Source organism: Idiomarina sp. X4 (assembly GCF_002808045.1).
GTDB lineage: Bacteria > Pseudomonadota > Gammaproteobacteria > Enterobacterales > Alteromonadaceae > Idiomarina.
Genome location: NZ_CP025000.1, coordinates 662,274 through 688,526, shown reverse-complemented (window position 1 = coordinate 688,526; position 26,253 = coordinate 662,274). Strand labels below are relative to the sequence as shown.

The following is a 26,253-nucleotide window of genomic DNA, read 5'->3' as shown; positions in this document are numbered from 1 at the left end:
CTGTGATTCAATTCAATTGGACTGATTATGAAACAGTGGAAGCTAGTCTCCCTACCGCTGCTGTTATTGGCTGCCATAAGTGGTAGCGCATACGCTCAACAGCAACACGAAGTGACGGATTCAACCGACAGCGAATGCTACTTGCCGGGAATACAAGAACGACTTGAGTGCGGCATTGTTCAGGTGCCTGAAAACTATGAAAAGCCGCAAGGCAGGCAAATTGGTATACATTACGCGGTACTACCTGCTATTCAGGAAGGTGCAAAGCCGGATCCAATGCTTATTTTGGCGGGAGGGCCAGGTCAGGCAGCCACTGAGCTGGCGCCTATGATATCCCGCATGTTCGATACCGTTCGTCAAAAGCGTGACATTGTGCTTATTGATCAGCGGGGTACGGGAAAGAGCCATCCTCTCGAATGCGACATAAACCGTCCTGATGAGCTCATCAGAAGTGACGACGAGCAAGAGCTGGCTCAGCTCACAAGCGACTGTCTTAAGCAATATCCAGACACAGACACCACGCAATACCATACGGTCAACGCTGTTAAAGACTTCGAGAAAGTTCGTGAGCATCTGGGTGTTCAGCAAGTCAATTTATATGGAGGCTCTTATGGGACGAGAGTCGGGTTGACCTATTTACGAGAAGCTCCGGAGTCTGTACGTACGGCAACGTTAGACGCCGTAGCGCCACCGCAGGTGGTTATTGGCCCGTTTGGGCAGCACGGGGCTCAAGCTTTTGATGCAATGTTACGTAATTGCGAAGAGCAAGTAGCGTGTCAGGAAAAATTCCCGACGTTAGAACAAGATTATCATGACGTGATGAATGCTTTAGAAGGACAGGATGTTCTGCTAGACGCGCACGATCCGCTTTCCTTTGAACCGATGACGATAAATTTAACACCGGGACGTTTCAGTTCAATTGTTCGCATGGCACTGTATCATCCAAATACACGTCAGCTTTTACCTTATGCGATTCACTCGGCCGCTCAAAGCAATTATAAAGCCGTATTGGGCTTAATGGGGGGCACCATGTCACAAAGTAGTATCTACCTGGGCTTAATGCTCTCGGTAGTTTGTAGTGAAGACTTACCTCGTGCAACGGAGCAGTTGTTAGCAAAAGACGGCGACAACGACTTTATTGGAGGGCGTACCGGTGATGCCTTTGTTGATATGTGCAGCGGCTGGAAGTCGGCTCCCGTACCTTCTTACTGGTCTGAGCCAGTCGTTAGTGATAAGCCGGTTTTATTGTTGTCGGGTGAATTGGATCCGGTGACACCACCAGCCTGGGGCGACTTAGCCGCAAAGACGTTACCGAACAGTAAGCACCTGACGGCGCCCAACGCAAGTCATACTATTGCCAGTCATACCTGTGCCAATAAGCTCATCGCTGAGTTTATCGAAAAGGCTGACGTGACCGCTATTGATGGCAGTTGTTTACAAAAACAACGCCTGAAACCTTTTGTGCTAAACCAAAATGGAGCGGGGCTGTAGGATGATTAATGTCGATAAACTGAGTAAAACCTTTAAAAGTGTACAGGCGTTAAATTCCCTCAGCTTTCAGGCTAACGATGGTGAAATCACGGGTCTATTGGGACCAAACGGTGCTGGTAAGACAACGTGCCTCCGTATTATTTATGGCCTGCTTCAGGCAGACCAGGGGAAGGCGGAGATAGAAGGCGTGGATGCTAACGTTAACCCTATGGGGGCTCGTAAGAACTTGGGGATCTTCCCGGATAAATTCGGTCTTTATGAACGTTTGACTGTACGTGAGCAGGTCGCATACTTCGCGGAATTGCATGGTTTAACTGGCAATATTCGAAGAGACGCGGTTGAGCGAGTGATTAAGAAGCTCGATATTGAAGAACTCGCAGATCGCCGTACCGGGGGCTTTTCTCAGGGACAGCGCATGAAAGTGGCACTTGCCCAAGCCTTGGTTCATAACCCCAAACACCTTATTTTGGATGAGCCAAGCCGTGGCTTAGACGTCATGAGCACACGTATTTTACGCGACGTGCTGCGTGAACAAAGAGCCCAGGGAACCTGCATTTTGTTTTCCAGCCACGTCATGCAGGAAGTGGCTGCGTTGTGTGACCGAGTTGTGGTTATGGCATCCGGGAAAGTGGCTGCTGAGGGTACGCCGGAAGAGCTCTGCCGGATGACAGGCGAAGAACAACTCGAGGATGCTTTCGTGAAAATTATAGGAACGGACGAAGGAATTGCGGCGTAATGAGTGCTTTAACAACCGTATGGAAAAAAGAGTTTCGCGACGCAATACGTGATAAACGTTCAGTGTTCGCGGCAATGTCTTACGCTTTCTTTGGGCCAATGCTTATGGCCGTCGCGTTTTTCTTTTTAATTTCACAGTTAACCGACCAGGCGGATGTTGGTATCAATATCGAAGGTAAAGAGCACGCACCGCAGTTGGTCGACTTCTTAAACGAAAATGGTATTGTCGAAAAACAAGGCGAATGGTCAGAAAATGAAACGCCTATCGTGTTGAGTTTGCCAGCTAACTGGGCGGATAAAATCGCCGTCGCTGAGCCAGTTGAAATTGAGCTGAAAGCGGACTGGTCTTCACAAAAGCAACAAACTGACATTAAACGAGTCGAAAAAGCGGTACAGGCCTACAGTAGCCAAATAGCCAGTTACCGACTTATTCTTCGCGGAATCGACCCTCGCGTTGTACAGCCCATTCAGCTGCAAAAGCAAGACGCTGCAACTAAAGGCTCTAAGGCCGCAATTATTATGGGTTCTGTTTTAGTGTTTATCATTTTGTCGGTGTTTTGGTCGGGTATGAATGTAGCTATCGATATTAGTGCCGGCGAGCGCGAGCGGAACTCACTCGAGTTCTTATTGAGCCAACCATTAAGCACATGGGACATTGTGGCCGGTAAGACGTTGACTGCATCTACTTTTTCTTTGTTTGGTGCAGCCCTGTCGCTGATAATCATCCCTATTATTTTTGCTTACGTGCCACTTCACGAAATAGGCATGAATGTGAACTTTAGTGTGGGCATGATGCTGCTTATGTTCCTGCTGCTCGTACCGCTGGCCGTGTTCGCAACCGCACTGCAATTGTTTGTGTCGTTCAGGGCAAAGAATTTCAAGGAAGCACAAACCTATATCAGCTTTTTGCTGATCATTCCCATGGCCGCTTCTTTCGGTGTCGAGTTTGCAAGGCTTAAAAACCCGATACTCTATTACCTGCCGCTTACCGGACAGCACCAAGCGTTCTTGTCTCTGATTCGCGGCGAGTCGATTAACGTCATGGGCACAGTGGTAAGCGCCATAGCAACCCTGGCTGCCGCATTGCTGCTCATCAAATACATAGCCCGTCTCCTCAAAAGCGAGAAAATAGTCTTCGGCCTGTAGGGAGGGGGACAGTCAAGCCGCATGCGTCGCTTGAGAGTTAAGGCCTCTGTGTCGGAGACGCGACGAGCTCATCCATGAGGGCTTGACGAAGGCCATCCATGGCCTTCGACACTCCGTCACAGAGGCCTTAACTCTCATAACGCTTGCCAGCGACTAGTCTGTCCACTGCGTCTGTAATAAGTAGGTAACTAGAGAGCGCGGACAAAGGTTGTAACAGGCACTATGGAGGTGTGCAGCGCCAAGGATGGCGCTGCCTAAGCCCTACAGGGATGTATTCACTGGCGTCCTTCATAGTGCCTGTTACAACCTCAGCGCTCTTTAGTTACAGCTAATCAAGCAGGCGGCCGTAGTGGTAGTAGAGCCATTGTCCGAGGCGTCGGAATTGGGGAAGGGGAAATGGTTTTAATTGAGACTGGTAGTATGGAAGCTCCGGTAGCGTTTCTCCCATTGCGCACTCGGCTAATCGTTGGCCAGCTAGTGCGCTGAAGCTAACACCGGCGCCGCAGTACCCCATGCTGGCGTATATGTTGTCGCTGAACTTGCCGACGCGAGGATAGTCGTCAAGTGACACGCTCACCCAGCCACTCCAGAAGCTGTCCCACCGCGTGACGTCTTTGAGTTGCGGGAAGGTCTGATGCAATGCCTTTAATAAGCGCTTGGCGAACGTCGAGTTTTCAGCATTTTTACCCTGAATGGCTCCGCGACCACCAAATAACAGGCGGTTATCCGGCAGTAAACGAAAGTAGTACTTCAGCACCCGCGTATCCATTACCGCGTACTCAGGCGACAAACGAATGCTGTCAACTTGCTCTGGTGACAACGGCGGTGTGGTAATTATGCTAGAAAGAACCGGTAAAGAACGGCTGGCTAGCTTAGGAAGCAACTGTTGGGATGTATAGCCATTGGAGCAAACTAATAGTTTACAAGCCCGCACATTGCCTTTAGCTGTTTTTAAATACACACCTTTGTCGCCCATTGAAACAGCAGATGTTACCGGGCAATGCTCAACGAGTTGCACTCCAGCACTGGCCGCTCTGCGAGCGGTCGCGGCGGCCAATAACAGCGGATTAACGGCAAAGCAGTCAGTAAAGCGCAGCGCTGCGTGCGCTTGTGGGCTATTGATCACCTGGCTTAATGCGTCTTTTTCCAGCCATTCAACGGGTTGCTCAAACTGCTTAAGGCTTTGGTATTGCTCGTGTAACGCTTTAATAGCCTCAGGTTTATGGGCAACTTTCAAATAGCCACCACTTTGGCGTTGGCACTGCTCAGGACAGTGTTGAGTGGTTTCTGTTATAAGCTTCAGTGCAGTCCGATGCTCGCAGGCTATTCCTTTTGCTATTGTTTCACCAAAACCTTCCGCCCAGGCAGAGAGACCTAAACGCCCCGTACTTTTCATGACAAACCCGGCATTACGAGATGAGCAGCCCCAAGCCAAACTATTGGCTTCAAATACCGCAACGGAACGACCGTTTTCAGCCAACGTCCGAGCCGCGTTTAAGCCAGTATAACCCGCACCAATAACGGCAAATTCCACTTCCTCCGGCACGTCGCCGACACACGCCGGAAACTCAGCTTCAGTAGACTTCTGCCAATAACTTGGCTCAGGAGCATCATGCGGCCCCGGAGGCGCATTAACCAAAGGATCATACATAATCACCACCTATTAAAGCAGCGCTCGCTAATTGCCGAACTTCAGCAGCATTTCACCGGCGTCGCAGTAGCAGGTGCCGTTGCATACTGGGCAATAGTAGCCGTCTTCGACGGAAGCCTGGTACCAACGCTTACCGTGTTGTTTTATCATTTCGCCACCGCAGCGTGTGAAATATTCGTAGGCGCTGTTTTGGGGGCTTTGCATCCAAATATGCGCTAGACCACCTTGGCAGCCAAGCTCTTTAGCGCTATCGATACTGCGTTGCAATAAGGTTTTACCAATGCCTAAACCCCGTGCATTTTCTGAAACCGCCGCACACTTAAAATAGCACAGCTTGTCTGCAGGAAATGGCCATTCAGATGGTGTGCAGAAGCTATCAATGGGCCATTGACCGGGCGCTAGTGTCAGCCGCACACCGAGCATCTCACCGTCTTTTATTGCCAGCCAGTTAAGTTGAACATTACCGGCGGTGCCTGCTGATAAATAATGCTGGAAACTCTCTGGTGTTAAATAGTTGTCACCATGAACTTCGTTGGCCAGATCAATAACGGCCGCCTCATCGGCAGCCGTTATTTGACGATAAATGACTTCGCTCATTAGTAACGATACTCGTCAGTTTTAAATGGACCTTCAACATTAACATGGATGTAATTGGCTTGCTCTGGCGTCAACTGAGTCATGACACCACCGAAGCCTTGCACCATATAACGTGCCACTTCTTCGTCCAGTTGTTTCGGCAGAACTTCAACTCGCAGATATTCTTCCTGCTGCTTAATTTCCATGTCAGCGAACTTCTGCTCAAACAAGTGAATTTGAGCCAGTACTTGGTTGGCAAATGAGCCATCCATAATGCGGCTAGGGTGACCAGTTGCGTTACCTAAATTCACCAAACGACCTTCGGCTAACAAAATCAGGTAGTCGTTATCATCGTCTGAACGATAAATTTTATGTACCTGCGGCTTAATTTCTTCCCAGCGCCAGTTCTTGCGCATAAAGGCGGTGTCAATTTCGTTATCGAAGTGACCAATGTTACAAACCAGAGCCGTAGGCTTAAGCGCTGCCAGCATATAACGGTCACACACATCCATATTACCGGTGGTGGTCACAATAAGGTCGGTATTCCCCAGCAAGTCTTTATTAATGTTTTCGCCGTTACCTTTGTTTTTACCGTCAATATAAGGAGAAACCACTTCAAATCCGTCCATACAAGCTTGCATAGCACAGATTGGGTCAATCTCACTGATTTTAACAATCATGCCTTCCTGACGGAGGCTGGCGGCAGAGCCTTTACCCACATCGCCATAGCCAACAACCAACGCCTTTTTACCCGACAATAAGTGGTCGGTTGAGCGCTTAATGGCGTCGTTCAGCGAGTGGCGGCAACCGTATTTGTTGTCATTTTTTGACTTAGTGACAGCGTCATTAACGTTAATGGCTGGGACTTTCAGCGTGCCTTTTTCCAGCATATCCAGCAGGCGGTGAACACCCGTGGTGGTTTCTTCGGTAATGCCGTGAATCTTCTCAAGCATTTGCGGGAACTCGTCGTGGATCATCAGCGTCAAGTCGCCGCCGTCGTCCAAAATCATGTTCGCATCCCAAAGTTCGCCGTCTTTATGACAGGTTTGCTTCAGACACCACTCGTATTCTTCTTCTGTCTCACCTTTCCAGGCGAAAACAGGGACGCCAGCGGCAGCCATTGCCGCAGCTGCGTGGTCCTGAGTCGAGAAAATATTGCACGAAGACCAGCGCACTTCTGCGCCCAGCTCAAGCAATGTCTCAATTAACACCGCTGTCTGAATCGTCATATGAATACAGCCGATAATACGCGCGCCCGCCAAAGGCTTGCTGGCCGCATATTTACGACGAATAGTCATTAATGCCGGCATTTCCGACTCAGCGATAGCAATTTCTTTGCGGCCCCATTCGGCGAGGCTAATGTCAGCGACTTTATAGTCTTGTGAATTTTCTACACTCATAACGACTCTCTTTTCAGTAATTTTCGTGAATTCTATGCGGTTTCAGCGTTCATAACGCGTTCAATCAACTGCTGCTGGCGTGCTTTGTCTAAGCGAGCGCCAAATTCAGTGACCAACTCAGCCGCCGCATGGCTTGCTAAACGGCCTGCGTTTTCTAATGACATACCTTGAGTCAACCCGTACAGCATAGCACCTGCAAACATATCGCCGGCGCCATTGGTATCAATCGCTTTAACAGGTACACCGGGTATATGAACCTGGCGCTCCTTATCGGCAATAATAGCGCCGTCTTTGCCCAGCGTTATAGCGACGGTCTCAGCTTTCTCTAATAATACGCTCAATGCAGCTTGAGGATCTTCTTTACCCGTCAGTAATTCCGCTTCTTCTCGATTACAAAACATTAAATCGACACCGCCGTCCAGAATCTCGTCAATGCCGTCTCGGAAAAACTTAACCATGGCCGGATCTGAGCAAGTCATGACCAGTTTGGTATTGTTTTCACGGGCGACTTTTTTTGCATGCTGAATAGCGCCACGGGCGATATCTGAGGTAATCAGATACCCTTCAATATACAAGTAGTTGGCCGCGGCAATAGCGTGATCATCGATTTCTGTCGTTGACAAGTCCGCTGTAATCCCTAAATGCGTACGCATGGTGCGCTCTGCGTCGGGGGTTACCATCACCAGACAACGTCCGGTAATACCCGGGTTTTGCTGGTTTTTAAGACTGGTTTCAATGCCAACGTATTCTAAGTCTTGACGGTAGAATATGCCCGCTTCGTCGTCCGCGACTTTGCAGCAATAGTAAGCGTTACCGCCAAACTGGGCAAAAGCAACCAGTGAATTAGCGGCTGAGCCACCACCGCACTGCTTTTTTAATTCGCCAAGTTCAGAAAGTTCGGCTATGAGAGTATTTTGAGCGTCTTCGTCAATTAACTCCATCATGCCTTTTTTAAGATTATGTTTTTGCAGGAAGTCGTCAGTGACTTCAAATTCCTGATCCACCAGCGCGTTGCCAATGCCGATTACATCAATGGTTTTCATAGTTTCAAATGGTTGCCTTATTAGGGCGCGTAGTATACCCGATGAGTCTGTCAGGGTCGATAAATGAACAGCGTAAAAAGTCCAATTAGCAGACAAGCAATAAAGAAACCTTGCCATAGCCTTTGCCAGTGGGCGGCGTAAGGCAATAACAACTCCGCCGGGCGACCGCCAAAACGTTGTCGGCTAATACGAATGCCGGCCGCTTGTATAGGACCGCCTAGAGTGACCTTATGGCAATAGCTGAAGCTTTGCAGCCAACTGAGTATGATGGTCGGGAATACCGGGTTACGCTTTAATGGCTCAAGTTTCGGTGTGTTTCGGCGGAATAAACCAACCGCACGAGCAAACACAGAAAGAAAAAATGAAGGTAAAAAGTGTGTAATAGCGTACAGCCAAGCCGTTGCCTGACCGAAATTACGGTAGCGGGCTTGGGCGATCGGCCACACTTCCTTGAGTTCAGCAACAACGCGAACCCCCAGGGCGGCTAAAGGACCGCCTACGCACCAGAATAACAGTGGTGCAAAACGGCTTTCTAACAGACTGGTTGCCCGCAACTCTATGCTGGTTTTAGCAATGCCGTGTTCGCTGAGTAAGTCGCAGTCGCGCCAGGTTACCCGGCTTAACCATGAACGTGCGGCGTTTTTACGGCTTTTTGCTAAATGTTGTTCGGCGAGTTGCGTCGCTTGTCGAGTGGTTTGTTGGCGCAGACTGACTAACAAAATCAGCCAACCAATGGCCAGGGAGACCTCGGCACCGGCGAAAACGATGGCTGCGGGGAGAAGTACTAATAGCAGCATCGTCAACAACCCCAGAAATCCCGCTATTTTCTGCTGACTGGAAGGACGGCCTTGCTTGTTCACTTTGCCGCTCATGTAGGCGGACATTAGCCGCAGTACGGCAAAAGGATGCCATTGCTCTGGCCACGGAAACCAGCGCTCTGCCAGCAATGCCAGCAGAGCGAGGCCAAAAGGGGAAAACAGTAACTCTTTAAACAGTTCAGCGGTCATGCCGTTATATTGCCATGGCAAAGCTTAAGCGGCAATCGGCTGGCTGTTCTTGTCCTTGTTGTTAGGTACGGCAGCGCGAACGTGCTCAGCCTGACGAATTTTCCCGTGAATATAGTCATGCAGCTCGGCTACACGGTAACCTGGTTTGGCCTTAAAGCGCAGGAAAGGAAGCCCTGCTGCGGCGAGTGTGTTTTTCAAAAATAGGTTACGCTTTTGCTGTTGCAGCGATGACTGGTTAGGTTCAAGCTCAATAGCAACTTTAACTTGCATGGTATCGATATCGCACAATACGTAGTCCAGAATACGCTGACTGGCTTTTTGCTGGGCGTCTTTTCGCGCAGAAGACGAAAGCCCTGAACGCACTGTTACGATATCGCTCAGACGGACTTTAGTGAAAATGCGGAACTCATTGCCTACAGATTTCTCAAGCAGTGTTAAAAACTGATCTTCCTGAGCCGTACACAAAGACACATCTTTTAGTTTGTAAGGGTAGGGGACATAGTTCTCGGACATGCGACTGGCAATAACAGCGACCGCAATAAGAACCACAACAAACAACAACAGGATAATTTCCATTTTCACACCTCATCAGAAAATTGACGCTCTCTGAGGTATGAAGCAAAAGCTGTGCCACAAAAATATGACACAGCTTTATTTTTTAGGCTTTATAACCGCCCGGTACACCTTTCGTGGTGACACTGACGGCATCGTGCGCGTGCAGGGACTCGTAGTGGTTAACCCGCAACCAGAAGTCACGGAAGTTCTGCATTTGGTTAAGCTTATGTTGTAAGCGGCGAGAAGCGTCTTCACAGAACATCAGATTTTGACCGTTCAGACGAGCAAATTCCTGTTCGTCTTCCCGTTTAACCGCAGCTTGAACGGGCGTTTTTAACGCATCCTCTACCGCGTCGATAAGCTCAACAATTGGGAAGTCGGTGACATTCTCACTGAGCTGAACTTTGACTTCTGCAACTGAACGTTGGCTGTGTGGGGTTGCCACAATACCTTCGGTAGAACCAAGCCATTCGTGCATCGTAGCGGCGTCTACGGTTTCTTGACCGGCAAACTTTTCACTAAAGGCGTCCTGTATTAGCTGACGCGCAAGTGCCGCTGAACACGGGCAAGTTGATGAATAAGGCACATCAACAGAAAGCTCCAGATTCAGCGTGCCGGCATCGTAGCGGCCGGTTAGGCTGACAGGATACGCTTTCCAACCCTGCTTCTTGCTGATTAGCGATTTACGACGCAGATGATAGTCAAAATCAAACTTAATAAACGCTTGATTGCTGATGTCTTTGTGACTTTCGATAAAGTCATTCAATAATTGTTTTAGTGATTCGTGACTGAGCTCACCGTTGGTCGATAACTCATCCAACAGTAAATAAAGACGCGACATGTGAATGCCTTTAGTCTTCGGATCTTTCAAGTTAACAAAAGCTTCCACCTTCGCTGCTACAGGGCGTTCAGACGCACCGGCCGCTGCCACCATCAATGGAACTTCAATATTGCTCATGCCAACCCAATCCAGGGTTCCCTCTGTCTGGGCCTGTGTTTGGTTGGCTACGTCGGGCATAACTGTTGGCATTCGTTGTGAACTCCAAAAATTTCGTGAATATTGTCAGGGCCGAGTTGATCTTTATCAATTAGGCTCAGTCTTAAAGTCGGGCATTATAGCGCAGAATTCCATCGGGTGACACCGATTGCCCTAATCGATTCTCCCTGACAAACAAGCCGGGGAGTTGACTAAAACAGTAATTACGCCGAGGATAGAGTTTTGGATTGACGGAGTAAGAAAATGTCAGAAAAATCGGTCATTGATACCGAATTATTGCAGCAGTACGTTGACTCATTGGGTGTGGACGGCTTAAAAACGACGTTAGCTACTTTTGATGGGGTGATTCAAGAGTACGCTAAGCTGATTCATACGGCAGCCAAAGAACGCAAAGAAGACGAGCTTCGCAAACAAGCGCATAAAGTGAAAGGCGCGTGCAGCTCTGTTGGCTTATCTCAGCTTGCAGAAATGATGAAACGAGTTGAAAAGGAAAAATGGGAGTGGCCGCAAGTAGAACGTTGGCTGATAGAGTGGGCCGACGCGGTTATTCCGCATCGGCAACAAATTGATGCTTGGTTAGCTACCCATCACTGAGCTTGCTGATCAACTTCACCAATGAACCGGTAACCTTCACCATGGATGGTGGTTATTAGGTTCGGCGTTTCAGGGTGAGACTCGAAGTGACGGCGAATACGACGAATAGCGACGTCGACGGTACGGTCATTCGGGCGTAACTCACGATCCAACATGCGTTTTACCAAAGTTTCACGATCTAAAATCCGACCCGGATGCGTTAAAAACAACTCTAACGCGCGGTATTCACTTTTCGGAAGACGGAACATTTGGTTGTCAGGCGAATAAAGACAACGGCTGTCACTGTTTAAACGCCAACCGTGGAAGCGAAATTCAACGCTATTATTTTCTACCGGATTACTTGAGCGGGACGCTTCAATACGACGACATAGGTTACGAACACGAATGGTTAATTCTTTCGGGTTGTAAGGCTTGATGAGGTAGTCATCAGCACCCAGCTCAAGGGCAAGCAAGCGATCATCTTCACTGTCACGACCGGTCAGAAAAATGAGACCAATGTTGTCTCTTTCACGTAGTGACTCAGCAAGCTCTAAACCATTTTTACCCGGTAAGTTAACGTCCATAATCACAACATCGACGCGCTCCTGGCGCATGATGTTTTCCATTTGCAGACCGTCCGCCGCGTCAAATACTTCATAGCCTTCCTGTTGGAATAAACGAGTTAGAGTCTGGCGGGTAACGACTTCATCTTCAACAATCAGTATTCTGGCATTCATAAGCGTTGATTTTCCCGGAAAGTTCGTCGCTTGACGTGAAAGTTAGCGTCAAATTATAAAAGTTATGACGTTACATTATGACTTTTGTTTCAAATTTTTCAAGCATTGCTGAGCACGGTCACTGGAAAGCGGATAATAAATTCAACACCGTTATTTTCTTCACTGAAAAAGTGAATGTTGCCGCCTAAAACCTGCGTAACCAAGTTGTAAACCAAATGCAAACCCAAGCCGCTGCCACCGGAACCTCGTTTGGTTGTCACAAAAGGATCAAATATTTTGCGACTGATATCGGCGTCAACGCCTTGACCGTTGTCAGTGTATATAATTTCAAGCTCGTTATCGTTCACCAATTGAAAACTGATATCGATTTGTCCCTTTTCGCGTCCCTCAAACGCATGAACCATTGAGTTAATAATGAGGTTCATGAGTATCTGGTTAAGAGGGCCGGCTTTCGCTCGAACCTGGATATCGCCCGCGCAGTGAACGTTTATAGGGAAGTGTTCAGGGTTTAAGCGGCGCGGTTTCACTGACATAAGTACATCGTTCATAAAGCTGTTGATTTCAATGTCACGATCCACTTCCGATGATTGGTCAACTGCCACTTGTTTAAAGCTGGTCACTAAGTCAGCGGCTCTGTTCAAATTGCGGTAAATAATCTGCAAATTCTCGTCGCAATCTGTTAAGAAACGTTCGAACTCGCTGGTTGAAATACGTTTGGCGTCAAACTTCTCTTGCATAACAGCAAGCTTATCCTGCAGCAGCGTTGATGCGGTGACAGATAATCCAATAGGCGTGTTCACCTCATGTGCGATACCGGCAACCATATCACCTAGCGACGCCATTTTTTCAGACTCGACAAGTTGTCCCTGGTATTGGTGCAACTGTTCCAGTGTTTTCAGGAGTTCGCTATTGGATTCTTTCAATGCTTGAGTGCGCTGTGTGACTTGCTGCTCCAGTTGAGTATTTAACTGGCTTGCTTCTTCTTCCGCGCGGCGTTGTCGGGTAATGTGCTGTTGGACTCGATCCAGCATGGTGTTGAAGGCTTGCGCCATGGTGTCGAACTCAGCAAGTTGCGACGACGGTAAGCGCAGCGAGTAGTTTTTATCTCGTGCCACCTGCGATACAACATCAACCACGGAGTCAAGCGGTTGTACTATCGCTTTACGTAACCGCAACGTCGCCAGCCAGCATGCTAGTAGGGTTACAAGTGCTACAACGACAGCTACAGCTATAGACCGCCACATGAATAACCTAACTTGTTCTAGCGAGCCTCTTAGATAGACATAACCAATAACGTCGCCATCGAGAGTCACGGGCTGGGACACCTCAATGTTTGAATCGTTTATTGTTGGCGATGTTAATCGCTCTAACTTTGAAAAGCGCGCCGGAATAGGGGCTAAACCTTGCTTGTTATAACTGGAGAAAAAGGTTAACTGGCCGCTGGCTTCGTCCATTTTATAAACATGGATATGCTCAATAAACGGAGTGTTTTGAAAGGTGCCAAGACGTTGCTTTTCGGAAACGGTGTCGTCAAAAACGATGGTTCTGGCGGCATTGCTGGCGATAATCCGCGTATAAGACAATGCCTGCTCCTGCAAAGACTTTTCGAACTGTCCAACTTGGCTGACAATATTTATGGTAAAGCCAATAAGCAGCGCAAAACTGGTGACTAATAGCACCAGATAAATGAGTATGCGCTTCAGTGAAATCGTATGCATTCAGTTAACAGCTCAACTTAATTCTTATTTATGTTTATTTATGTTAGCAAATCGTTAACAAAAGGGTAATCATCTAAACGATAAAACGCTGATTTTATCGACAAGTCGCTTTGTAGACACGATAACGACCGTCATCTGCTAAAACGTCGCAATGTCCAAAGCCTTCCTCAATCACTTCTGACCAAGGTAAAAAGCGATTCGCAACGATATATAACGTCCCGCCTTTGTTCAAATGTTTGCGAGCATTAGCCAAAAATTTACGAGCAATGGCATAGTCAGTTTTTTGACCGGTGTGAAAAGGCGGGTTGCTGACAATGGTGTCAAACATCTCTAAATTATCGGGTAAGCCGTCGGCCAAACGCAAATCGACCTCAATCCCCTGCTGTGAGAACGTCATGTTGCTGGCAGCTATCGCCATTGGATTAACGTCACAGGCGGTTAACTGTTCGGCGGACTGGCGCAACGCACTGGTTATCACACCGGCGCCACAGGCAAAGTCTAATACGCGGCCCAGCGAAGTGTCTTTTAACGTGTTTAAAAGTAACAGTGTTGCCGGATCAATGTGTGTTTGACTAAACACGCCGGGCAGTGTGGTAAAGTGCTCAGAATGCCCGTTTAAGTCATACTGCACGTGGGTTGCGTAATCGGTTAACGGAGGCGGATCTCCAGCTCCGCTAGTATGCGCAGCGCTAAACAACTGGCAATGATTTCCTGATGCGGTTTTATGTGCCTTTGAGAAGCTGCCCGGTAACTTTTTCGCCAGTGACTGAACACCGGAACGTTTTTCCCCGACCAACCATAAGGTCGCGCCTTCAGGTAAGGCACTGAGTTGTTCTAGGATATAGTGATTAAGAGCTTTCTCTTTCGCAACAACCAACATGACTTGTGTGTACTGGCTCATATCAGGCGCTGAAGCCTGGCAATAAACGACCCTGCCTTTCGCTTGCCATTGACTGGCGATACCGGCGTGAAAGCTCCAGGCTTCGGTATTGTCTAAGCCGGCCAAGCTATCGTCGAGCGGGTTAATAACCAATAAAGTTGAGTCACGCCAGGGCTGTTCGTTTTGACGTTCTAGTAAAGAAAAAATAGCAGATGACATTATAGTGAATCGTTACAGTAGACTGTCTACGCGCAGTTGTTTGTCTTCAAGTAGGAACATTGTACCATTGCGGTGCTCTTTAATGCGCAGGCTTTTTTCTTTAAAAATAAAGAGTATGCCCGGGAACACTTCACGACTGACCATGGTGCGTAACGTCGGGTGCGTTTCAAACGCTTCTAAAACAGAATCAATGCTAATGCGAGTCGTCGTAATTCGGGACTTTATTTTTTTGAGTTCACCGTGCAGTTTTTGTTGGTATTGCACCCGTTTGGCTTCGTCCTCAAGTGATTTACAACGTTCCAAACCTTGCTGTAGCGTTTTGGCACGCGCAATCAACTTAGCGAGAGAGCTACGTAAGTGATTGAGATGAGAGACTGCCTGTGGATCGTGGGGTGGTAGCGACCAGTAAATACGAGTTTTGGTCCCGGCAGGAGCCCCCAGTTGACCGCAATAGATGTGATCACTGGTTTCAATGGTGCCACCAATGAGTTTACCCCTGGCGGCTTTACCTTCCCCGCCAATTGCCAAAGGACCTTTTGTAACGACATGGCAATGCGTGAGCTGCTTATTGGTATGCACACCGTTTTTCGCATCAAAAAACGAATATTGAGCATAAGCGCACCAAACCGAACCACCCGCGACCAATTTAGTGGATACCTCTGGTATCCAGTCATCCGCGTCTTCATCGTGCTCGCCGGTTTCCGACGCATTTAATAAGCGTCCAATACAGCCTTTCTGCACGGTAATATTGCCATCAGCGTAGAGCTCGGCAGAGTCGACGTAACCACCGACGGTAATATCGCCGGTACAGGTCACTTTCATGCCCTCACTGACATTACCCGTTACGATGACGCTGCCTTTAAACTTGACATGCCCCGTTGAAACATCAACGTTATTAAGCTGCATAACGTCATCAACCTGTACGCTGTTACCATTAAAACTGGGTAAACCGGTGCGGTCAGCGATAATAACATTCGGATCATCATGACTTATTTTCGTGCCCTCACCGGGGGCAAAGTCACGATCTTCTCCGTCCATTGCCTCGAGTTCCTGACCAAACACGGTGAAACCCGGTCGACCTTTACTCAATGGTATTTTCTGCAGCAGCGGCTGGCCGGGGTCGACCGTGACTTGCGCGCCTAAGTCGCGCATATCAGCGGTACCGTCTTCTCGAAGCTGGGGGCGTAACACTCGCTTACGAGCGTCATCGACCAATGGTTTAAAACGTGCATTGCTGCCGTTGATCGGGTGTTTGCCTTTGGCAACAGTGACCGACATTTCGGCCCCGGGAGGCGCTTCGTTTGTGTGTTCGACTAACGCTTCAATACCTTTACGCTGAATGCCTGAGGTAATATTTTTCTCGCGTAGCGCAGAAATAATCATTTCCTGCGTTAATGCTTTGCCACCATACCCGACAATACCGCTGGCAGTGACTCTCATGTCGTCATCGCTGACTTGTAATTTCAGATCAGCATCAAAAATTTCCGCAATGATGACTTGGAAAGGAATGCTTTTGTTGCTGTCTTTGGAGAAGTGCTGGGCATACTTTGTCGCAGTTTGAGTCAGCATTTGGGGATCTAACAATTTGGCAGCCGAAAACTCAGACGCCTGCCAGGCTTTCTGTAATGCTTCTGCTTTAACGTCTGAAGGCGATGTGCCGCCATCAATACTGATGTACACATCGCGTTCAGAAACCCGGAAACTCACCGGACTGGACATTGTGCGCCTATTTTCTAACTGTTGTTATAATTTTATCGGCCAATATTAACGAATTTTGATGAGTTTTTGTATTGTTTTTAGTCAGTCGAAGTGTTTTCGTTACAATAGTGTTGGACTTTTTGATTCACTTCAAAAAGAAAGTAGTTAACTTGTCTAACCTCTTGTCTCTTTTCAGTTTCAGACAATTTGGGCCATTTTTTGAATAGTTGTCCAATAAACTCGCTGAACTCATAAGCACCAACAGTGGCGGTTAAACTTTTAAGAGTATGCAGTTTAATTTTAGCTTCATCGTCGTCAGCAAGTAGGGAGCTTTCGTCTAATAAAGGTGAAAATTCCTCTAAATAACAGCGAAGGACTTCGCAATAGAGCGGCTGAACATCATCGCAATGGTGAAGCCCTTGCTCAAAGCTAACGCTTGACAGATTGGTTGTCATAACGGCTTATTCTCGTAGACCTCGGTGAATGAATCGACACTCTCTGTGGCTTCGGATATGACGTCTTTGTCAAACTGCGCCACATTGAACAGTGCCTCTCCCTCGTTTGCAACCGGTATGTTGCTACAACCGATAATAATCCCCCGAACGGGCGATTCAATAGGATCGTCGGCACCACCGTGCGGATTAACACTCAGCGCCAATATTTGGCCTTTCTGAATGGTTTGCCCTAACTCAACTTTGGGTAATATTAAACCGTCACGTTCGGCACGGACCCATGTTGAGCGGTGCGATATTACTGCGGTAATTCGGCGACCCTTACGACGGCCTTTCAGCATTTTCAGGTACTTCATGACGTTTTGGACGCCAATAACCCCGGCACTTATTGACGCTTCGTCAAAGCGCAATGCTTCTCCGGCCTCGTAGAGAATGAGCGGAATGCCCAACTCCGTAGCCAGAGCTCTTAGCGAACCGTCACGTTCCTTGGAGTGCAAAATAACGGGCGTGCTAAAGGCCTTAGCCATGGCTAAAGATTTATCGTTATCAACGTCTGCTCGTATTTGCGGCAAATTGCTACGATGAATGGCACCGGTATGCAAATCGATAATATGAGTAGACTTTTTCACCAACTCTTCACTGAACAGAAAAGCCATTCTGCTGCCTAAAGCGCCGCGCTCCGAACCCGGGAAGCAGCGGTTTAAGTCACGGCGATCAGGTAAATAACGAGACTGCTGAATAAAGCCAAATAGGTTCACGATAGGCACAACAATCAAGGTGCCTGAAAGGTTGCGGGCGTCAGTTTCGTTAATTAAACGGCGACAGACTTCAATACCGTTGAGCTCGTCACCGTGAATAGCGGCAGAAACCAGCAGCACCGGGCCCGGCTTGGTGCCATGGAATACATCGATACGTAAATCCAATGGCGCGTCGTTATAAAGCCGAACCGCCGGCAGCGTAATGTGTTGGTGTGAGCCAGGTTCAATCGACTGCCCGGCAAGCTCAAACCGCTGCATGTCAGCCTTTTCCTTTCGTACGCGTTTTATGCGCTTTGGCGTTTTTTTCTAAGAAAGTAATAATTTGTGCTGCAACATCTTTTTCTGTTGCCTGCTCAATACCTTCAAGGCCCGGTGATGAGTTCACTTCCATAATCAGCGGCCCGTGGTTCGAACGCAAGATATCCACACCAGCCACATTTAACCCCATGGTTTTTGCAGCTTTAACGGCCGTTGCCCGCTCGGCGGGAGTCAGCTTGACCAACGAGGCGCTCCCACCACGATGAAGGTTTGAACGAAACTCTCCGGGTTTGGCTTGGCGTTTCATTGCGGCAATAACTTTGTCACCAATAACAAAACAACGAATGTCAGCACCACCGGCTTCTTTAATGTATTCCTGCACCATAATATTCGACTGCAAGCCCATAAACGCTTCAATAACGCTTTCAGCCGCCTGGCGAGTTTCAGCCAGCACTACACCAATACCCTGAGTGCCTTCGAGTAACTTAATCACTAACGGTGCACCGCCAACCATTTCAATAAGGTCAGGAATATCCTGTGGCTGACTCGCAAAGCCTGTCGTTGGCAATCCAATGCCTTTGCGCGATAGCAGTTGTAATGAGCGTAACTTGTCGCGGCTACGCGAAATAGCGACTGACTCATTTAACGGATAGGTACCCATCATCTCAAACTGACGCAACACGGCAGTACCATAGAAAGTGACTGAAGCGCCAATACGCGGAATAACGCAGTCGTAATGTGGCAGTTCTTTACCATGTTTGTGAATGGACGACTCACGAGCATTAATGTTCATGTAGCAGCTCAGCGGATTAAGTACGTCAACTTCGTGACCGCGATCACGCGCCGCTTCAATCAACCGGCGAGTCGAATACAGCGAAGAGTTTCGCGATAAAATCGCTATTCTCATTTTACATCTCCAAGTAAGTGAGAGGCATCAGGGTTGACCAGGAAATGCCCACGCATGGCCTGACGTCCTAACAACATTCTGAATTTCATCGTGTCTCTGTTAGTTAAGGTTAGTTCGACCTTCTGGTCAAATGAACCTAGCACGAGACGAGTCTTTATGACATAACGGGTTTCAGTGTGCCCACCAGAATCAGTAACGTCTCGTTTATCGTGAACTTTAGCTTCACAGACGTGCTCTTCCTGCGAGTCCTGCTTAGGGTGAACAAATATACGCAGCCATTCTTCACCTTTTTTCATAAAGGGTTCAAGCTGAAAAGCATGCAAACAGGAAGTTTTAGCTCCCGTATCGACTTTCATGTGAATGTTACTAATGCCTAGCTCGGGGAGGTGACCCCACTCTCTCCAACCAATTGTTGTCATTGTGCTACCTTGTAATTAATGCTGAGTGCTTAATACAGTATTTCTCAAAAAAGGCAATTTTTTTAGTGATCATTTAAAAGAATTTTTTCGTTTGAAGACGATGAAAGAGTAAGCAAGGAAAATTTATGTCTGCATGTCCAGGATGCGATTGCCGAACGCCGCTCAACTTCGGTATAAAAATGGCTTTTCAACCGATTGTTGACGCCAGCCAGAAAAATGTATTTGCCTACGAAGCGTTAGTTCGCGGAGAAAATGGCGAGGGAGCCGGAGAAGTATTAGGTCGGGTCACGGAAGATACCAAATATACTTTCGATCAAAGTTGTCGGGTTAAGGCGATTGAAACAGCGTCAAGAATTGAGCTGCCCACCAAGCTCAGCATTAACTTTATGCCAAACGCGATTTATGAACCGGAGACTTGTTTGGCGAAAACGCTGTCAACGGCACGTAAAACTGGCTTCGATAAACACAACATCATCTTTGAAGTGACTGAGCAGGAAAAAGTGGTTAGTCAGGACTTTTTGGTGGATGTGTTTAAAGCCTACCGCAAAGAAGGTTTTTTAACGGCTATTGATGACTTCGGGTCTGGGTACTCCGGATTGAACTTATTGTCAGATTTTCAGCCTGATATTATTAAAATTGATATGAAGCTGATTCGCGACATTGATGCCAATAGAGTGAATCAGGTATTGGTGCGAGGTATTTTAGATATTGCCGAGCAGCTTGGCATTCGGGTTATCGCTGAAGGCATAGAAACCGAAAGAGAATTAAAGTATCTGCAGGACGCCGGTGTATCGCTTATGCAAGGCTACTTCTTTCAGAAACCCATGCTAGAAGCCATACAGCCGGTCGTATTTCGGTAACCACGTAGCCTGATTCTATTGCATCAGGTGCGATTTTAACGGCTCGCCTGTAAACGCTGAAGGTGGGCCTTAAATTCATAAATGTCACGGTCTAAAGCATTAGCACTTACATAAAGATCGTAACCCAACAGCTCCCGCATTTGCTCCATTCGCTTGCCAAAAACGCCAATCAAGCCTTTATACACTTTGCCATTAGGTGATATGTAGCTGTCCGGTATGTCAAAATAGGGCGTATAGTCTTCTCTATCTGGCGCTTGATGTCTTAGCGCCATAGTCAGTAGCTGGCGCTGTTCAAACAGTAATGTGGATGCTAGTCGAGGCGATATTTCGTCTAACACTTCTTCTACGTTATGCAGTCTGAAACCTAAAAATGGGGCGTCTTCCAATTCAAGCACACGATTAACTCTGGGGACATCAAAGCGAATGATGTTTTCCCAGCGAATGTGCCACTCTCCGCGGCGATGCAGGTACTGAATACCTTCTGGGGTAATCACCAATGAGATTGGGGGCTCTATAAGCTTACCAATCCCAAGCAGCATAAAGATACCGGAGGCAGCGCCGAGTACCACGGAAACGCCAACGGGAATATCCTCCCGAATCAAATGCAAAAACACCAGTAGCGCGAGTATAAATAGCGCAATTCCGCAAAAACTGATCGCGTTACGTCTTGCTTGTGGGCTTACCGTAAATTGCATCGCGTTCCTTTATCGCTACAAAGAGGTTTCTGTAGCCTGACGTTATTTACGTCAGGTGAGGTTTTGAATTCATAGGCTAATCATGGTTCACCATCGTACCTGATGCAATAGCGTCGGGCTACAAAAGGTTGTATCAGGCAAAAACACGCCGGAGAATTTGGCGGGTAAAGTCCTTTTTCAGATAAAAACCACGGGGACGAACTTTTATCATTGTGCCGTCGGGGCCAATAGCGTCGGTCAGAACAGACCCATCGGCCGCTTTCGGTCGTATTTGCATGACTTCGCCCTGGCGCGCGGTAATACTCTCCACTTGACCTAAGGCAATGCGATCCATGTGCTCCTCCCAATCTTCACGAAGTAAGCCCTCTTCTTCCGTGTTCGGCGCCCACAGAAAGGCGCTGCCCACGACTCGCTCGGGAACCGGTACGTCACGACGCCCATCAATCGGCAGCCAAAGCACATGCTGAAGTTTATTTCGTACGTTTGAAGTAGCCCATTGCACCCCTTCAATGTTCGTTAGCGGGGCGCTGCAGACAAACGTGGTTTCTAACGGCTCGCCTTCGGGCGTTACCGGCAGTGTTTTTAGCTCAACTCCTAATTCTGGAAAGTCCTGGGTCGGTTTAGAGCCGGCGGTAGCACCAAGGTGCAGCTCCAGCAGCTGACCAACCCAACCTTTGTCGCGGCGCAAGTTTTCTGGAGCGGTTAGCCCCACTTGCTCGGCAAGTTCTGAAAAGCGTTTTCCTGCCAGTGCAGCGGCGCGCTGGAACAATTCGTCAACGGAGGCGGGGCGAGAAGGCTTGTCTGTCATGTCGTAAATCTGCGCAAATCCAAAATGAGTATTTGCCCGAAACCGGGCTTTATGGAAGAATCCACTGTAACAGAGAATAATTGAGGATGCTCGCGTGATAGATGCTGAAGGATTCCGACCCAACGTAGGAATCGTCATCTGTAACGGGCATGGGCAGGTATTTTGGGCTCGTCGAATTAACCAGCAGAGCTGGCAGTTTCCACAAGGAGGCATTCACGACGGCGAGACGCCTGAGCAGGCAATGTACCGAGAACTTTATGAAGAAGTCGGTTTAAAACCTGAGCAGGTCGAAATTCTGTACACCAGCCGTCACTGGTTGCGTTATCGGTTGCCTAAACGACTGATTCGACGTGAACAACGGCCCATGTGTGTTGGACAAAAACAAAAGTGGTTTTTACTGCGCCTGAAATGTCGAGAAGAAGACGTCGATGTTTTGCATTCAGGTCATCCTGAGTTCGATGGCTGGCGTTGGGTAAGCTATTGGTACCCGGTGAGACAGGTCGTTTCTTTTAAGCGCGATGTCTACCGTCGGGTCATGAAAGAATTTGCCTCGCATGCTATGCCATTTCGTTCGTCTGGAGGACGTCACCACCGACGTAGAAGATAATGATGTTAGTCACACTGCAAAGAATTGTTGAAGGCGTGAATAAGGCGCCTGACTTTAACATGGCACTCAATACCATGGTCGGTCAGGTACGCGAAGCGCTAGAAACAGACAGTTGCAGTGTGTTTATCGCTGACAACGATCAACGTCAGTTTGTGATGGCCGCCAGCGATGGCTTGCGGACAGAGGACGGTTCGGCTATCCGCGTCGATTTCGGTGAAGGTATCATCAGTCTCGCTGCACAGCGGGAAGAGCCTTTGAATATTGCTGATGCCAGTCAGCATCCCGCCAATAAGAAGTTGGTCGACACCAACGAAAACATCTATCGCGGCCTATTGGCGGCACCGATTATCCATCGCAGAAAGGTGCTGGGTATTGTCGTGGTTCACCAAAGCGTTGCTCGTCAGTTTACCCGCGAAGAAGAGGCTTTCATTGTTACTCTGGCGGCGCAGTTGGCGGTGGTTATTGCTCACGCTGATGCCAAAGGTCTTTTGGCCAGCGACCACTCGCCGTGGATTCATAGCCTACGCGGACTTCCGGGGTCTCCTGGTGTCGCCGTTGGCGATGCTTACGTATCCCGACCGGAAGCGAGACTGGATGAAGTCACTCCTAAGCGCTCTGATAAACCTGTTCATGAAATTCGTAAGTTTCGTCAGGCCGTTGCGCGCACACGAGCCGACTTAAAAGAGCTATCAAGGCGCATGGCGGGTCAGGTACCCGATGACACACTCGCTATTTTCGACGTGTATCAAGGTATGCTTGATGCCGCCAGTTTAGGGGACGCTGTCGAGAATATGATCAAAGAGGGCTGGAGAGCCCAAACGGCGTTAAAGCACGTAGTAGAGCAGTTTGTTTCCCAGTTTGAAGCGCTGGAGGACTCGTATTTAAAAGAGCGCGCGACCGATGTCCGGGATATTGGTCAGCGTGTACTCATGCACTTGCAGAATCGTCAACGTAGGCGTCAGCAACTGCCAGAGAGCTTCATTCTGGTGGCGGACGAAGTAACGGCCTCTATGCTAGCTGAACTCCCACAAGATCATATTGACGGTATTATTTCACTGAACGGTTCCAGTAACTCGCATGCCGCTATCATGGCTCGCAGCATGGGCATTCCGGCCGTGTTAGGTATTGATGATATCGATTTGCACTTTTTCTCCGATCGTCAACTGGCCGTCGATGGCTACACCGGTGAAGTGTATATTGACCCACCGCCACAGGTTCTGAGCCAGTTTCATCAGTTGGCGGAAGAGGAGCAAGAGCTCAAAGATATCGTCTCTGAACACAGCCACTTACCGGCTGAAACGCAAGACGGCCAGCGGGTGAGCCTGCACTTGAATCTTGGTTTAGATGTCGCTCATGACTATCTACAAACTCTGAATATTGACGGTGTGGGGCTGTACCGTTCAGAAATCCCGTTCATGATGCGCGACCAGCTTCCGACAGAAGATGAGCAAACGGAAATGTACCAGGAGGTACTTGAGCAGTTTCCCGACCGGCCTGTTGTGATGCGAACGTTAGACGTCGGCGGTGACAAGCCATTACCTTATTTCCCGCTGCAGGAAGACAACCCTTTCCTTGGCTGGCGCGGTATTCGCTTAACGCTCGATCACCCTGAAATTTTTCTGATACAAATTCGGGCAATGCTAAGGGCGAGTATCGGCAAGAGTAATTTACGAATTTTACTGCCGATGATAACCAGCACCAGTGAAGTCGACGAAGCCTCACGGCTGATTAAGCAGGCCTACTTTGAAGTTGCAGAAGAGCAAGGCTGTGAGGTTGGCGTGAACTTATTTCAACCACAGCTGGGTGTGATGATTGAGGTGCCAGCGGCTATTTATCAGTTACCGGCAATGGCCAGCAAAGTCGACTTTTTCTCAGTGGGCAGCAATGACCTAACACAATATTTGTTAGCCGTTGACCGAAATAACCGCCGCGTAGCGCATTTATATGACGCTTACCATCCCGCGGTATTGGCAAGCTTAGATGAAATAGCCCGACGTTGTGAAGACTTGGGTAAACCTGTCAGTGTTTGTGGCGAATTAGCCGGTGACCCTGGCGGAGCCTTACTTTTGGTTGCAATGGGATACCGACAGCTAAGTATGAACAGTTACAACGTGGACAGAGTACGGTGGATTCTTCGCAACGTGCGCTCAAGTACGCTTAACGTGATGCTGGCAAAAGCGTTGCAAGCGCGTAATCCAGAGCAAATACGCAATATGATAGCGGATAAAATGGAAAGCATGGGGCTTGGCGGCTTTGTGCGGGCAGGGAAGTAATTATGTTATTAAGCACCTGGCTTTTATGTTTGGGCGGCGGAACGGTTGCGGGCTTGCTGGCCGGTATGCTCGGTATTGGTGGTGGCTTGGTTATTGTACCACTGCTTATTTACTTATTACCTATAATCGGTGTGCCGCCTGAGTTGGTTGTACCCTCAGCTATTGCGACCAGTTTGGCGACCGTTTGTATGACAACGGCGAGTGCATCGCGCTCTCACGCGAAGCACGGTTTAATGGAAAAGTTTTGGTTAATACGTGTACTGCCGGGATTATCGATAGGGGCGATGACCGGCGCATATCTGGTTACTGTAATTGATCCCGACTGGCTGAAACGCATTTTCTCCATCGTGTTAATTGCGTTGGCGGCTCGCATGGTTATGCCTCAAAAAACAGGCGAGCCTATGACGTCGGTATCCAAGCGGTTAGTGGCTCTGGGGAGCTATATTATTGGTACCATATCGGGGCTGGTTGGTATTGGTGGTGGTGCGTTGACTGTACCATTTCTAACGAAAATGCGACTGCCGGTGCGCCAGGCTATCGCAATATCGTCGCTTGGTAGCTTTATTATTGGTTGCAGTTCCGTCGTCATGTTTATCGCGAATGGCTGGTTGTCTGGTAAAGCCACCGGCGCTTTTGGGTTGATACACATACCCGCTTGGATAGGTATTTCAGTTGCGTCAGTTTTAATGGCGCCACTAGGGGCCAAGCTCGCTCATAAATTACCGGTTAAGCAGTTGCAACGCGTGTTTGCGGCCTTTTTAATTATTGTCGCCGTGCAACTCATTTTTAAATAGAACAAGGGAGTGTCCGCAGTGCCTTCGAACGAATACTGGCAGTTTCCAGCGATAGACCCGGTGGCTTTTAGCATCGGTCCAATTGATGTGCATTGGTATGGAATCAGTTATCTTGTTGCGTTCGCCTTTGCTTATTTTTGGGGTGTCCGTCAGACCAAAACAAACGAAAACTGGAACAAAGAACAGTTCAGCGACTTATTGTTCTGGTGCTTCATTGGCGTCTTTGTCGGTGGTCGCGTTGGCTACACGTTGTTTTATCACTTCGACTACTTTTTAGCTGACCCGCTCTATATATTCTACGTCCATGAAGGCGGCATGTCGTTTCACGGGGGATTACTCGGTGTGATTACGGCTATGTACCTCTATGCGAAAAAGAAAAAGCGCGATTTCCTGCAAGTGGGGGATTTTGTGGCACCGCTAGTGCCTATGGGCTTATTCTTCGGGCGTATCGGTAATTTTATTAATGGCGAGCTTTGGGGTCGTGCGGCAGAAGTGCCCTGGGCAATGTACTTCCCCAGCGGCGGACCGGTAGCGCGTCATCCGTCGCAGCTATACGAAGCGCTGTTAGAAGGTTTGCTGTTGTTTTTAGTTATCTTATGGTTCCAACGTAAACCTCGCGGCACTGGCGCAGTAAGTGGATTATTCCTGCTGGGCTACGGTATTGCCCGCTTTATTGTCGAATTCTTCCGCGAGCCAGACGCGCATTTAGGTTTATTGTCACTCGGAATGTCCATGGGCCAGTGGCTGACTCTGCCAATGATTATTTTAGGTATTCTTCTGATGGTTCGTGCACAGAAACAACCACCTAAGGGTTGATGGATGTAGTCTGATGCGAGATGTAGCCTGACGTTTACGTCAGGTGAGATAGAGCAGTTACCAGCAAAAATTTACTATTTCCACATGCTTGCCGTAGGTAATATCGCACCTGATGCAATAGCATCAGGCTACAGCATCAGGTACGATAGAAAACATTACGCACAACAAAATTCACATAAA

Annotated in this window: 26 protein-coding genes; 9 read left to right on the top strand and 17 right to left on the bottom strand. The window is 48.4% G+C overall.

Translation table 11 applies throughout. From position 1 onward, the window contains the following. Window positions 1-27 precede the first annotated feature (27 nt). From CWC33_RS03285 to CWC33_RS03275, 3 genes are read left to right on the top strand one after another with little or no spacing between them, the layout of a single operon-like run. Complete coding sequence (locus CWC33_RS03285; protein ID WP_100690770.1) at window positions 28-1,491, top strand: alpha/beta hydrolase; 1,464 nt, start codon at window positions 28-30, stop codon at window positions 1,489-1,491. A gap of 1 nt (window position 1,492) precedes the next feature. After that, entirely contained in the window at window positions 1,493-2,227 is a 735-nt protein-coding gene (locus CWC33_RS03280; RefSeq protein ID WP_100690769.1) for an ABC transporter ATP-binding protein, read from the top strand. After that, window positions 2,227-3,372 carry an ABC transporter permease gene (locus CWC33_RS03275; protein ID WP_100690768.1) on the top strand — a complete coding sequence of 382 codons (1,146 nt, stop codon included), beginning with the start codon at window positions 2,227-2,229 and terminating at the stop codon, window positions 3,370-3,372. The genes CWC33_RS03280 and CWC33_RS03275 overlap by 1 nt, the downstream gene beginning before the upstream one ends. Before the next feature lie 328 nt (window positions 3,373-3,700). Here the strand turns inward: CWC33_RS03275 and CWC33_RS03270 are convergent, their stop codons facing one another. The 7 genes from CWC33_RS03270 to folE2 form a co-directional block, all read right to left on the bottom strand. Further along, window positions 3,701-5,023: an NAD(P)/FAD-dependent oxidoreductase gene (locus tag CWC33_RS03270; protein WP_100690767.1), complete on the bottom strand. Its 1,323-nt coding sequence runs from the start codon at window positions 5,021-5,023 to the stop codon at window positions 3,701-3,703. Window positions 5,024-5,050: 27 nt separating this feature from the next. Further along, window positions 5,051-5,620: a GNAT family N-acetyltransferase gene (locus CWC33_RS03265; RefSeq protein WP_100690766.1), complete on the bottom strand. Its 570-nt coding sequence runs from the start codon at window positions 5,618-5,620 to the stop codon at window positions 5,051-5,053. Further along, window positions 5,620-6,999 (bottom strand): adenosylhomocysteinase, encoded by a 1,380-nt coding sequence (gene ahcY / locus CWC33_RS03260; protein WP_058575990.1) that lies wholly within the window; start codon window positions 6,997-6,999, stop codon window positions 5,620-5,622. The genes CWC33_RS03265 and ahcY overlap by 1 nt, the downstream gene beginning before the upstream one ends. Before the next feature lie 32 nt (window positions 7,000-7,031). Further along, window positions 7,032-8,042 (bottom strand): adenosine kinase, encoded by a 1,011-nt coding sequence (locus CWC33_RS03255; protein WP_100690765.1) that lies wholly within the window; start codon window positions 8,040-8,042, stop codon window positions 7,032-7,034. Window positions 8,043-8,092: 50 nt separating this feature from the next. Further along, window positions 8,093-9,049, bottom strand: a complete 957-nt coding sequence (locus tag CWC33_RS03250) for a cobalamin biosynthesis protein (protein ID WP_100690764.1) — start codon at window positions 9,047-9,049, stop codon at window positions 8,093-8,095. A gap of 24 nt (window positions 9,050-9,073) precedes the next feature. Beyond that, entirely contained in the window at window positions 9,074-9,625 is a 552-nt protein-coding gene (locus CWC33_RS03245; RefSeq protein ID WP_088768846.1) for a DUF2726 domain-containing protein, read from the bottom strand. Between the two features lie 82 nt (window positions 9,626-9,707). Next, window positions 9,708-10,634 (bottom strand): GTP cyclohydrolase FolE2, encoded by a 927-nt coding sequence (gene folE2, locus CWC33_RS03240; RefSeq protein WP_100690763.1) that lies wholly within the window; start codon window positions 10,632-10,634, stop codon window positions 9,708-9,710. A 210-nt stretch (window positions 10,635-10,844) separates the two neighbouring features. On the opposite strand from folE2, the gene CWC33_RS03235 reads away from it, so the two are divergent. Continuing rightward, window positions 10,845-11,195 carry an Hpt domain-containing protein gene (locus CWC33_RS03235; RefSeq protein WP_088768844.1) on the top strand — a complete coding sequence of 117 codons (351 nt, stop codon included), beginning with the start codon at window positions 10,845-10,847 and terminating at the stop codon, window positions 11,193-11,195. On the opposite strand, the gene arcA is transcribed toward CWC33_RS03235, so the two are convergent. The 8 genes from arcA to CWC33_RS03195 all read right to left on the bottom strand — a co-directional run bounded on the left by arcA (window position 11,189) and on the right by CWC33_RS03195 (window position 19,220). Beyond that, window positions 11,189-11,911 (bottom strand): two-component system response regulator ArcA, encoded by a 723-nt coding sequence (gene arcA / locus CWC33_RS03230; protein ID WP_164976526.1) that lies wholly within the window; start codon window positions 11,909-11,911, stop codon window positions 11,189-11,191. The genes CWC33_RS03235 and arcA overlap by 7 nt on opposite strands. A 98-nt stretch (window positions 11,912-12,009) precedes the next feature. Then, window positions 12,010-13,629: an ATP-binding protein gene (locus CWC33_RS03225; RefSeq protein ID WP_100690762.1), complete on the bottom strand. Its 1,620-nt coding sequence runs from the start codon at window positions 13,627-13,629 to the stop codon at window positions 12,010-12,012. A gap of 94 nt (window positions 13,630-13,723) precedes the next feature. After that, on the bottom strand, window positions 13,724-14,728 hold the full coding sequence (locus CWC33_RS03220) for a class I SAM-dependent methyltransferase (RefSeq protein WP_100690761.1): 1,005 nt from the start codon (window positions 14,726-14,728) through the stop codon (window positions 13,724-13,726). A gap of 12 nt (window positions 14,729-14,740) precedes the next feature. Next, entirely contained in the window at window positions 14,741-16,447 is a 1,707-nt protein-coding gene (locus CWC33_RS03215; protein WP_100690760.1) for a DUF342 domain-containing protein, read from the bottom strand. 77 nt (window positions 16,448-16,524) lie between these two features. Next, window positions 16,525-16,881 carry an Hpt domain-containing protein gene (locus CWC33_RS03210; protein WP_100690759.1) on the bottom strand — a complete coding sequence of 119 codons (357 nt, stop codon included), beginning with the start codon at window positions 16,879-16,881 and terminating at the stop codon, window positions 16,525-16,527. Beyond that, window positions 16,878-17,894, bottom strand: coding sequence for a succinylglutamate desuccinylase/aspartoacylase family protein (locus tag CWC33_RS03205; protein ID WP_100690758.1), 1,017 nt, complete (start codon window positions 17,892-17,894; stop codon window positions 16,878-16,880). Before CWC33_RS03205 ends, CWC33_RS03210 begins: the two co-directional genes overlap by 4 nt. A gap of 1 nt (window position 17,895) precedes the next feature. Further along, the gene (rimK, locus tag CWC33_RS03200) at window positions 17,896-18,801 is read right to left on the bottom strand and encodes a 30S ribosomal protein S6--L-glutamate ligase (RefSeq protein WP_100690757.1); all 906 of its coding nucleotides are present in this window, start codon (window positions 18,799-18,801) and stop codon (window positions 17,896-17,898) included. Beyond that, window positions 18,798-19,220: an ATP-dependent zinc protease family protein gene (locus CWC33_RS03195; RefSeq protein WP_100690756.1), complete on the bottom strand. Its 423-nt coding sequence runs from the start codon at window positions 19,218-19,220 to the stop codon at window positions 18,798-18,800. Before CWC33_RS03195 ends, rimK begins: the two co-directional genes overlap by 4 nt. 125 nt (window positions 19,221-19,345) lie before the next feature. On the opposite strand from CWC33_RS03195, the gene CWC33_RS03190 reads away from it, so the two are divergent. Next, complete coding sequence (locus tag CWC33_RS03190; RefSeq protein WP_100690755.1) at window positions 19,346-20,080, top strand: EAL domain-containing protein; 735 nt, start codon at window positions 19,346-19,348, stop codon at window positions 20,078-20,080. Between the two features lie 35 nt (window positions 20,081-20,115). Here CWC33_RS03190 and CWC33_RS03185 read toward each other — a convergent pair whose 3' ends face one another. Then, complete coding sequence (locus tag CWC33_RS03185) at window positions 20,116-20,775, bottom strand: DUF2982 domain-containing protein (protein WP_100690754.1); 660 nt, start codon at window positions 20,773-20,775, stop codon at window positions 20,116-20,118. A 133-nt stretch (window positions 20,776-20,908) separates the two neighbouring features. Continuing rightward, window positions 20,909-21,583: a DNA mismatch repair endonuclease MutH gene (gene mutH, locus CWC33_RS03180; protein WP_100690753.1), complete on the bottom strand. Its 675-nt coding sequence runs from the start codon at window positions 21,581-21,583 to the stop codon at window positions 20,909-20,911. Window positions 21,584-21,677: 94 nt separating this feature from the next. Here mutH and rppH point away from each other — a divergent pair, with 94 nt between their 5' ends. Genes rppH through lgt form a run of 4 tightly spaced genes read left to right on the top strand, consistent with a single transcriptional unit; the run spans window position 21,678 to window position 26,073 of the window. Continuing rightward, the gene (gene rppH / locus CWC33_RS03175) at window positions 21,678-22,190 is read left to right on the top strand and encodes an RNA pyrophosphohydrolase (RefSeq protein ID WP_088768834.1); all 513 of its coding nucleotides are present in this window, start codon (window positions 21,678-21,680) and stop codon (window positions 22,188-22,190) included. Between the two features lie 2 nt (window positions 22,191-22,192). Continuing rightward, window positions 22,193-24,463, top strand: a complete 2,271-nt coding sequence (gene ptsP, locus CWC33_RS03170; protein WP_198511840.1) for a phosphoenolpyruvate--protein phosphotransferase — start codon at window positions 22,193-22,195, stop codon at window positions 24,461-24,463. A 2-nt stretch (window positions 24,464-24,465) separates the two neighbouring features. Next, a complete protein-coding gene (locus CWC33_RS03165) occupies window positions 24,466-25,257 on the top strand; it encodes a sulfite exporter TauE/SafE family protein (RefSeq protein WP_088768832.1) in 792 nt (263 codons plus the stop codon). An 18-nt stretch (window positions 25,258-25,275) separates the two neighbouring features. After that, window positions 25,276-26,073 carry a prolipoprotein diacylglyceryl transferase gene (gene lgt / locus CWC33_RS03160; protein WP_100690751.1) on the top strand — a complete coding sequence of 266 codons (798 nt, stop codon included), beginning with the start codon at window positions 25,276-25,278 and terminating at the stop codon, window positions 26,071-26,073. Window positions 26,074-26,253: the final 180 nt, after the last annotated feature.

Bases quoted from the DNA above. Each gene is read 5' to 3' on its own strand.
- CWC33_RS03225 (WP_100690762.1), bottom strand. From the start codon at position 13,629: ATGCATACGATTTCACTGAAGCGCATACTCATTTATCTGGTGCTATTA.
- CWC33_RS03185 (WP_100690754.1), bottom strand. From the start codon at position 20,775: ATGCAATTTACGGTAAGCCCACAAGCAAGACGTAACGCGATCAGTTTT.
- CWC33_RS03215 (WP_100690760.1), bottom strand. From the start codon at position 16,447: ATGTCCAGTCCGGTGAGTTTCCGGGTTTCTGAACGCGATGTGTACATC.
- CWC33_RS03255 (WP_100690765.1), bottom strand. From the start codon at position 8,042: ATGAAAACCATTGATGTAATCGGCATTGGCAACGCGCTGGTGGATCAG.
- folE2 (WP_100690763.1), bottom strand. From the start codon at position 10,634: ATGCCAACAGTTATGCCCGACGTAGCCAACCAAACACAGGCCCAGACA.
- CWC33_RS03235 (WP_088768844.1), top strand. From the start codon at position 10,845: ATGTCAGAAAAATCGGTCATTGATACCGAATTATTGCAGCAGTACGTT.
- CWC33_RS03190 (WP_100690755.1), top strand. From the start codon at position 19,346: ATGTCTGCATGTCCAGGATGCGATTGCCGAACGCCGCTCAACTTCGGT.
- rimK (WP_100690757.1), bottom strand. From the start codon at position 18,801: ATGAGAATAGCGATTTTATCGCGAAACTCTTCGCTGTATTCGACTCGC.
- CWC33_RS03165 (WP_088768832.1), top strand. From the start codon at position 24,466: ATGTTATTAAGCACCTGGCTTTTATGTTTGGGCGGCGGAACGGTTGCG.
- CWC33_RS03285 (WP_100690770.1), top strand. From the start codon at position 28: ATGAAACAGTGGAAGCTAGTCTCCCTACCGCTGCTGTTATTGGCTGCC.
- CWC33_RS03205 (WP_100690758.1), bottom strand. From the start codon at position 17,894: ATGCAGCGGTTTGAGCTTGCCGGGCAGTCGATTGAACCTGGCTCACAC.
- CWC33_RS03280 (WP_100690769.1), top strand. From the start codon at position 1,493: ATGATTAATGTCGATAAACTGAGTAAAACCTTTAAAAGTGTACAGGCG.
- CWC33_RS03275 (WP_100690768.1), top strand. From the start codon at position 2,227: ATGAGTGCTTTAACAACCGTATGGAAAAAAGAGTTTCGCGACGCAATA.
- CWC33_RS03220 (WP_100690761.1), bottom strand. From the start codon at position 14,728: ATGTCATCTGCTATTTTTTCTTTACTAGAACGTCAAAACGAACAGCCC.
- CWC33_RS03265 (WP_100690766.1), bottom strand. From the start codon at position 5,620: ATGAGCGAAGTCATTTATCGTCAAATAACGGCTGCCGATGAGGCGGCC.
- CWC33_RS03210 (WP_100690759.1), bottom strand. From the start codon at position 16,881: ATGACAACCAATCTGTCAAGCGTTAGCTTTGAGCAAGGGCTTCACCAT.
- CWC33_RS03250 (WP_100690764.1), bottom strand. From the start codon at position 9,049: ATGACCGCTGAACTGTTTAAAGAGTTACTGTTTTCCCCTTTTGGCCTC.
- CWC33_RS03245 (WP_088768846.1), bottom strand. From the start codon at position 9,625: ATGGAAATTATCCTGTTGTTGTTTGTTGTGGTTCTTATTGCGGTCGCT.
- ahcY (WP_058575990.1), bottom strand. From the start codon at position 6,999: ATGAGTGTAGAAAATTCACAAGACTATAAAGTCGCTGACATTAGCCTC.
- ptsP (WP_198511840.1), top strand. From the start codon at position 22,193: ATGTTAGTCACACTGCAAAGAATTGTTGAAGGCGTGAATAAGGCGCCT.
- CWC33_RS03270 (WP_100690767.1), bottom strand. From the start codon at position 5,023: ATGTATGATCCTTTGGTTAATGCGCCTCCGGGGCCGCATGATGCTCCT.
- mutH (WP_100690753.1), bottom strand. From the start codon at position 21,583: ATGACAGACAAGCCTTCTCGCCCCGCCTCCGTTGACGAATTGTTCCAG.
- arcA (WP_164976526.1), bottom strand. From the start codon at position 11,911: ATGAATGCCAGAATACTGATTGTTGAAGATGAAGTCGTTACCCGCCAG.
- CWC33_RS03195 (WP_100690756.1), bottom strand. From the start codon at position 19,220: ATGACAACAATTGGTTGGAGAGAGTGGGGTCACCTCCCCGAGCTAGGC.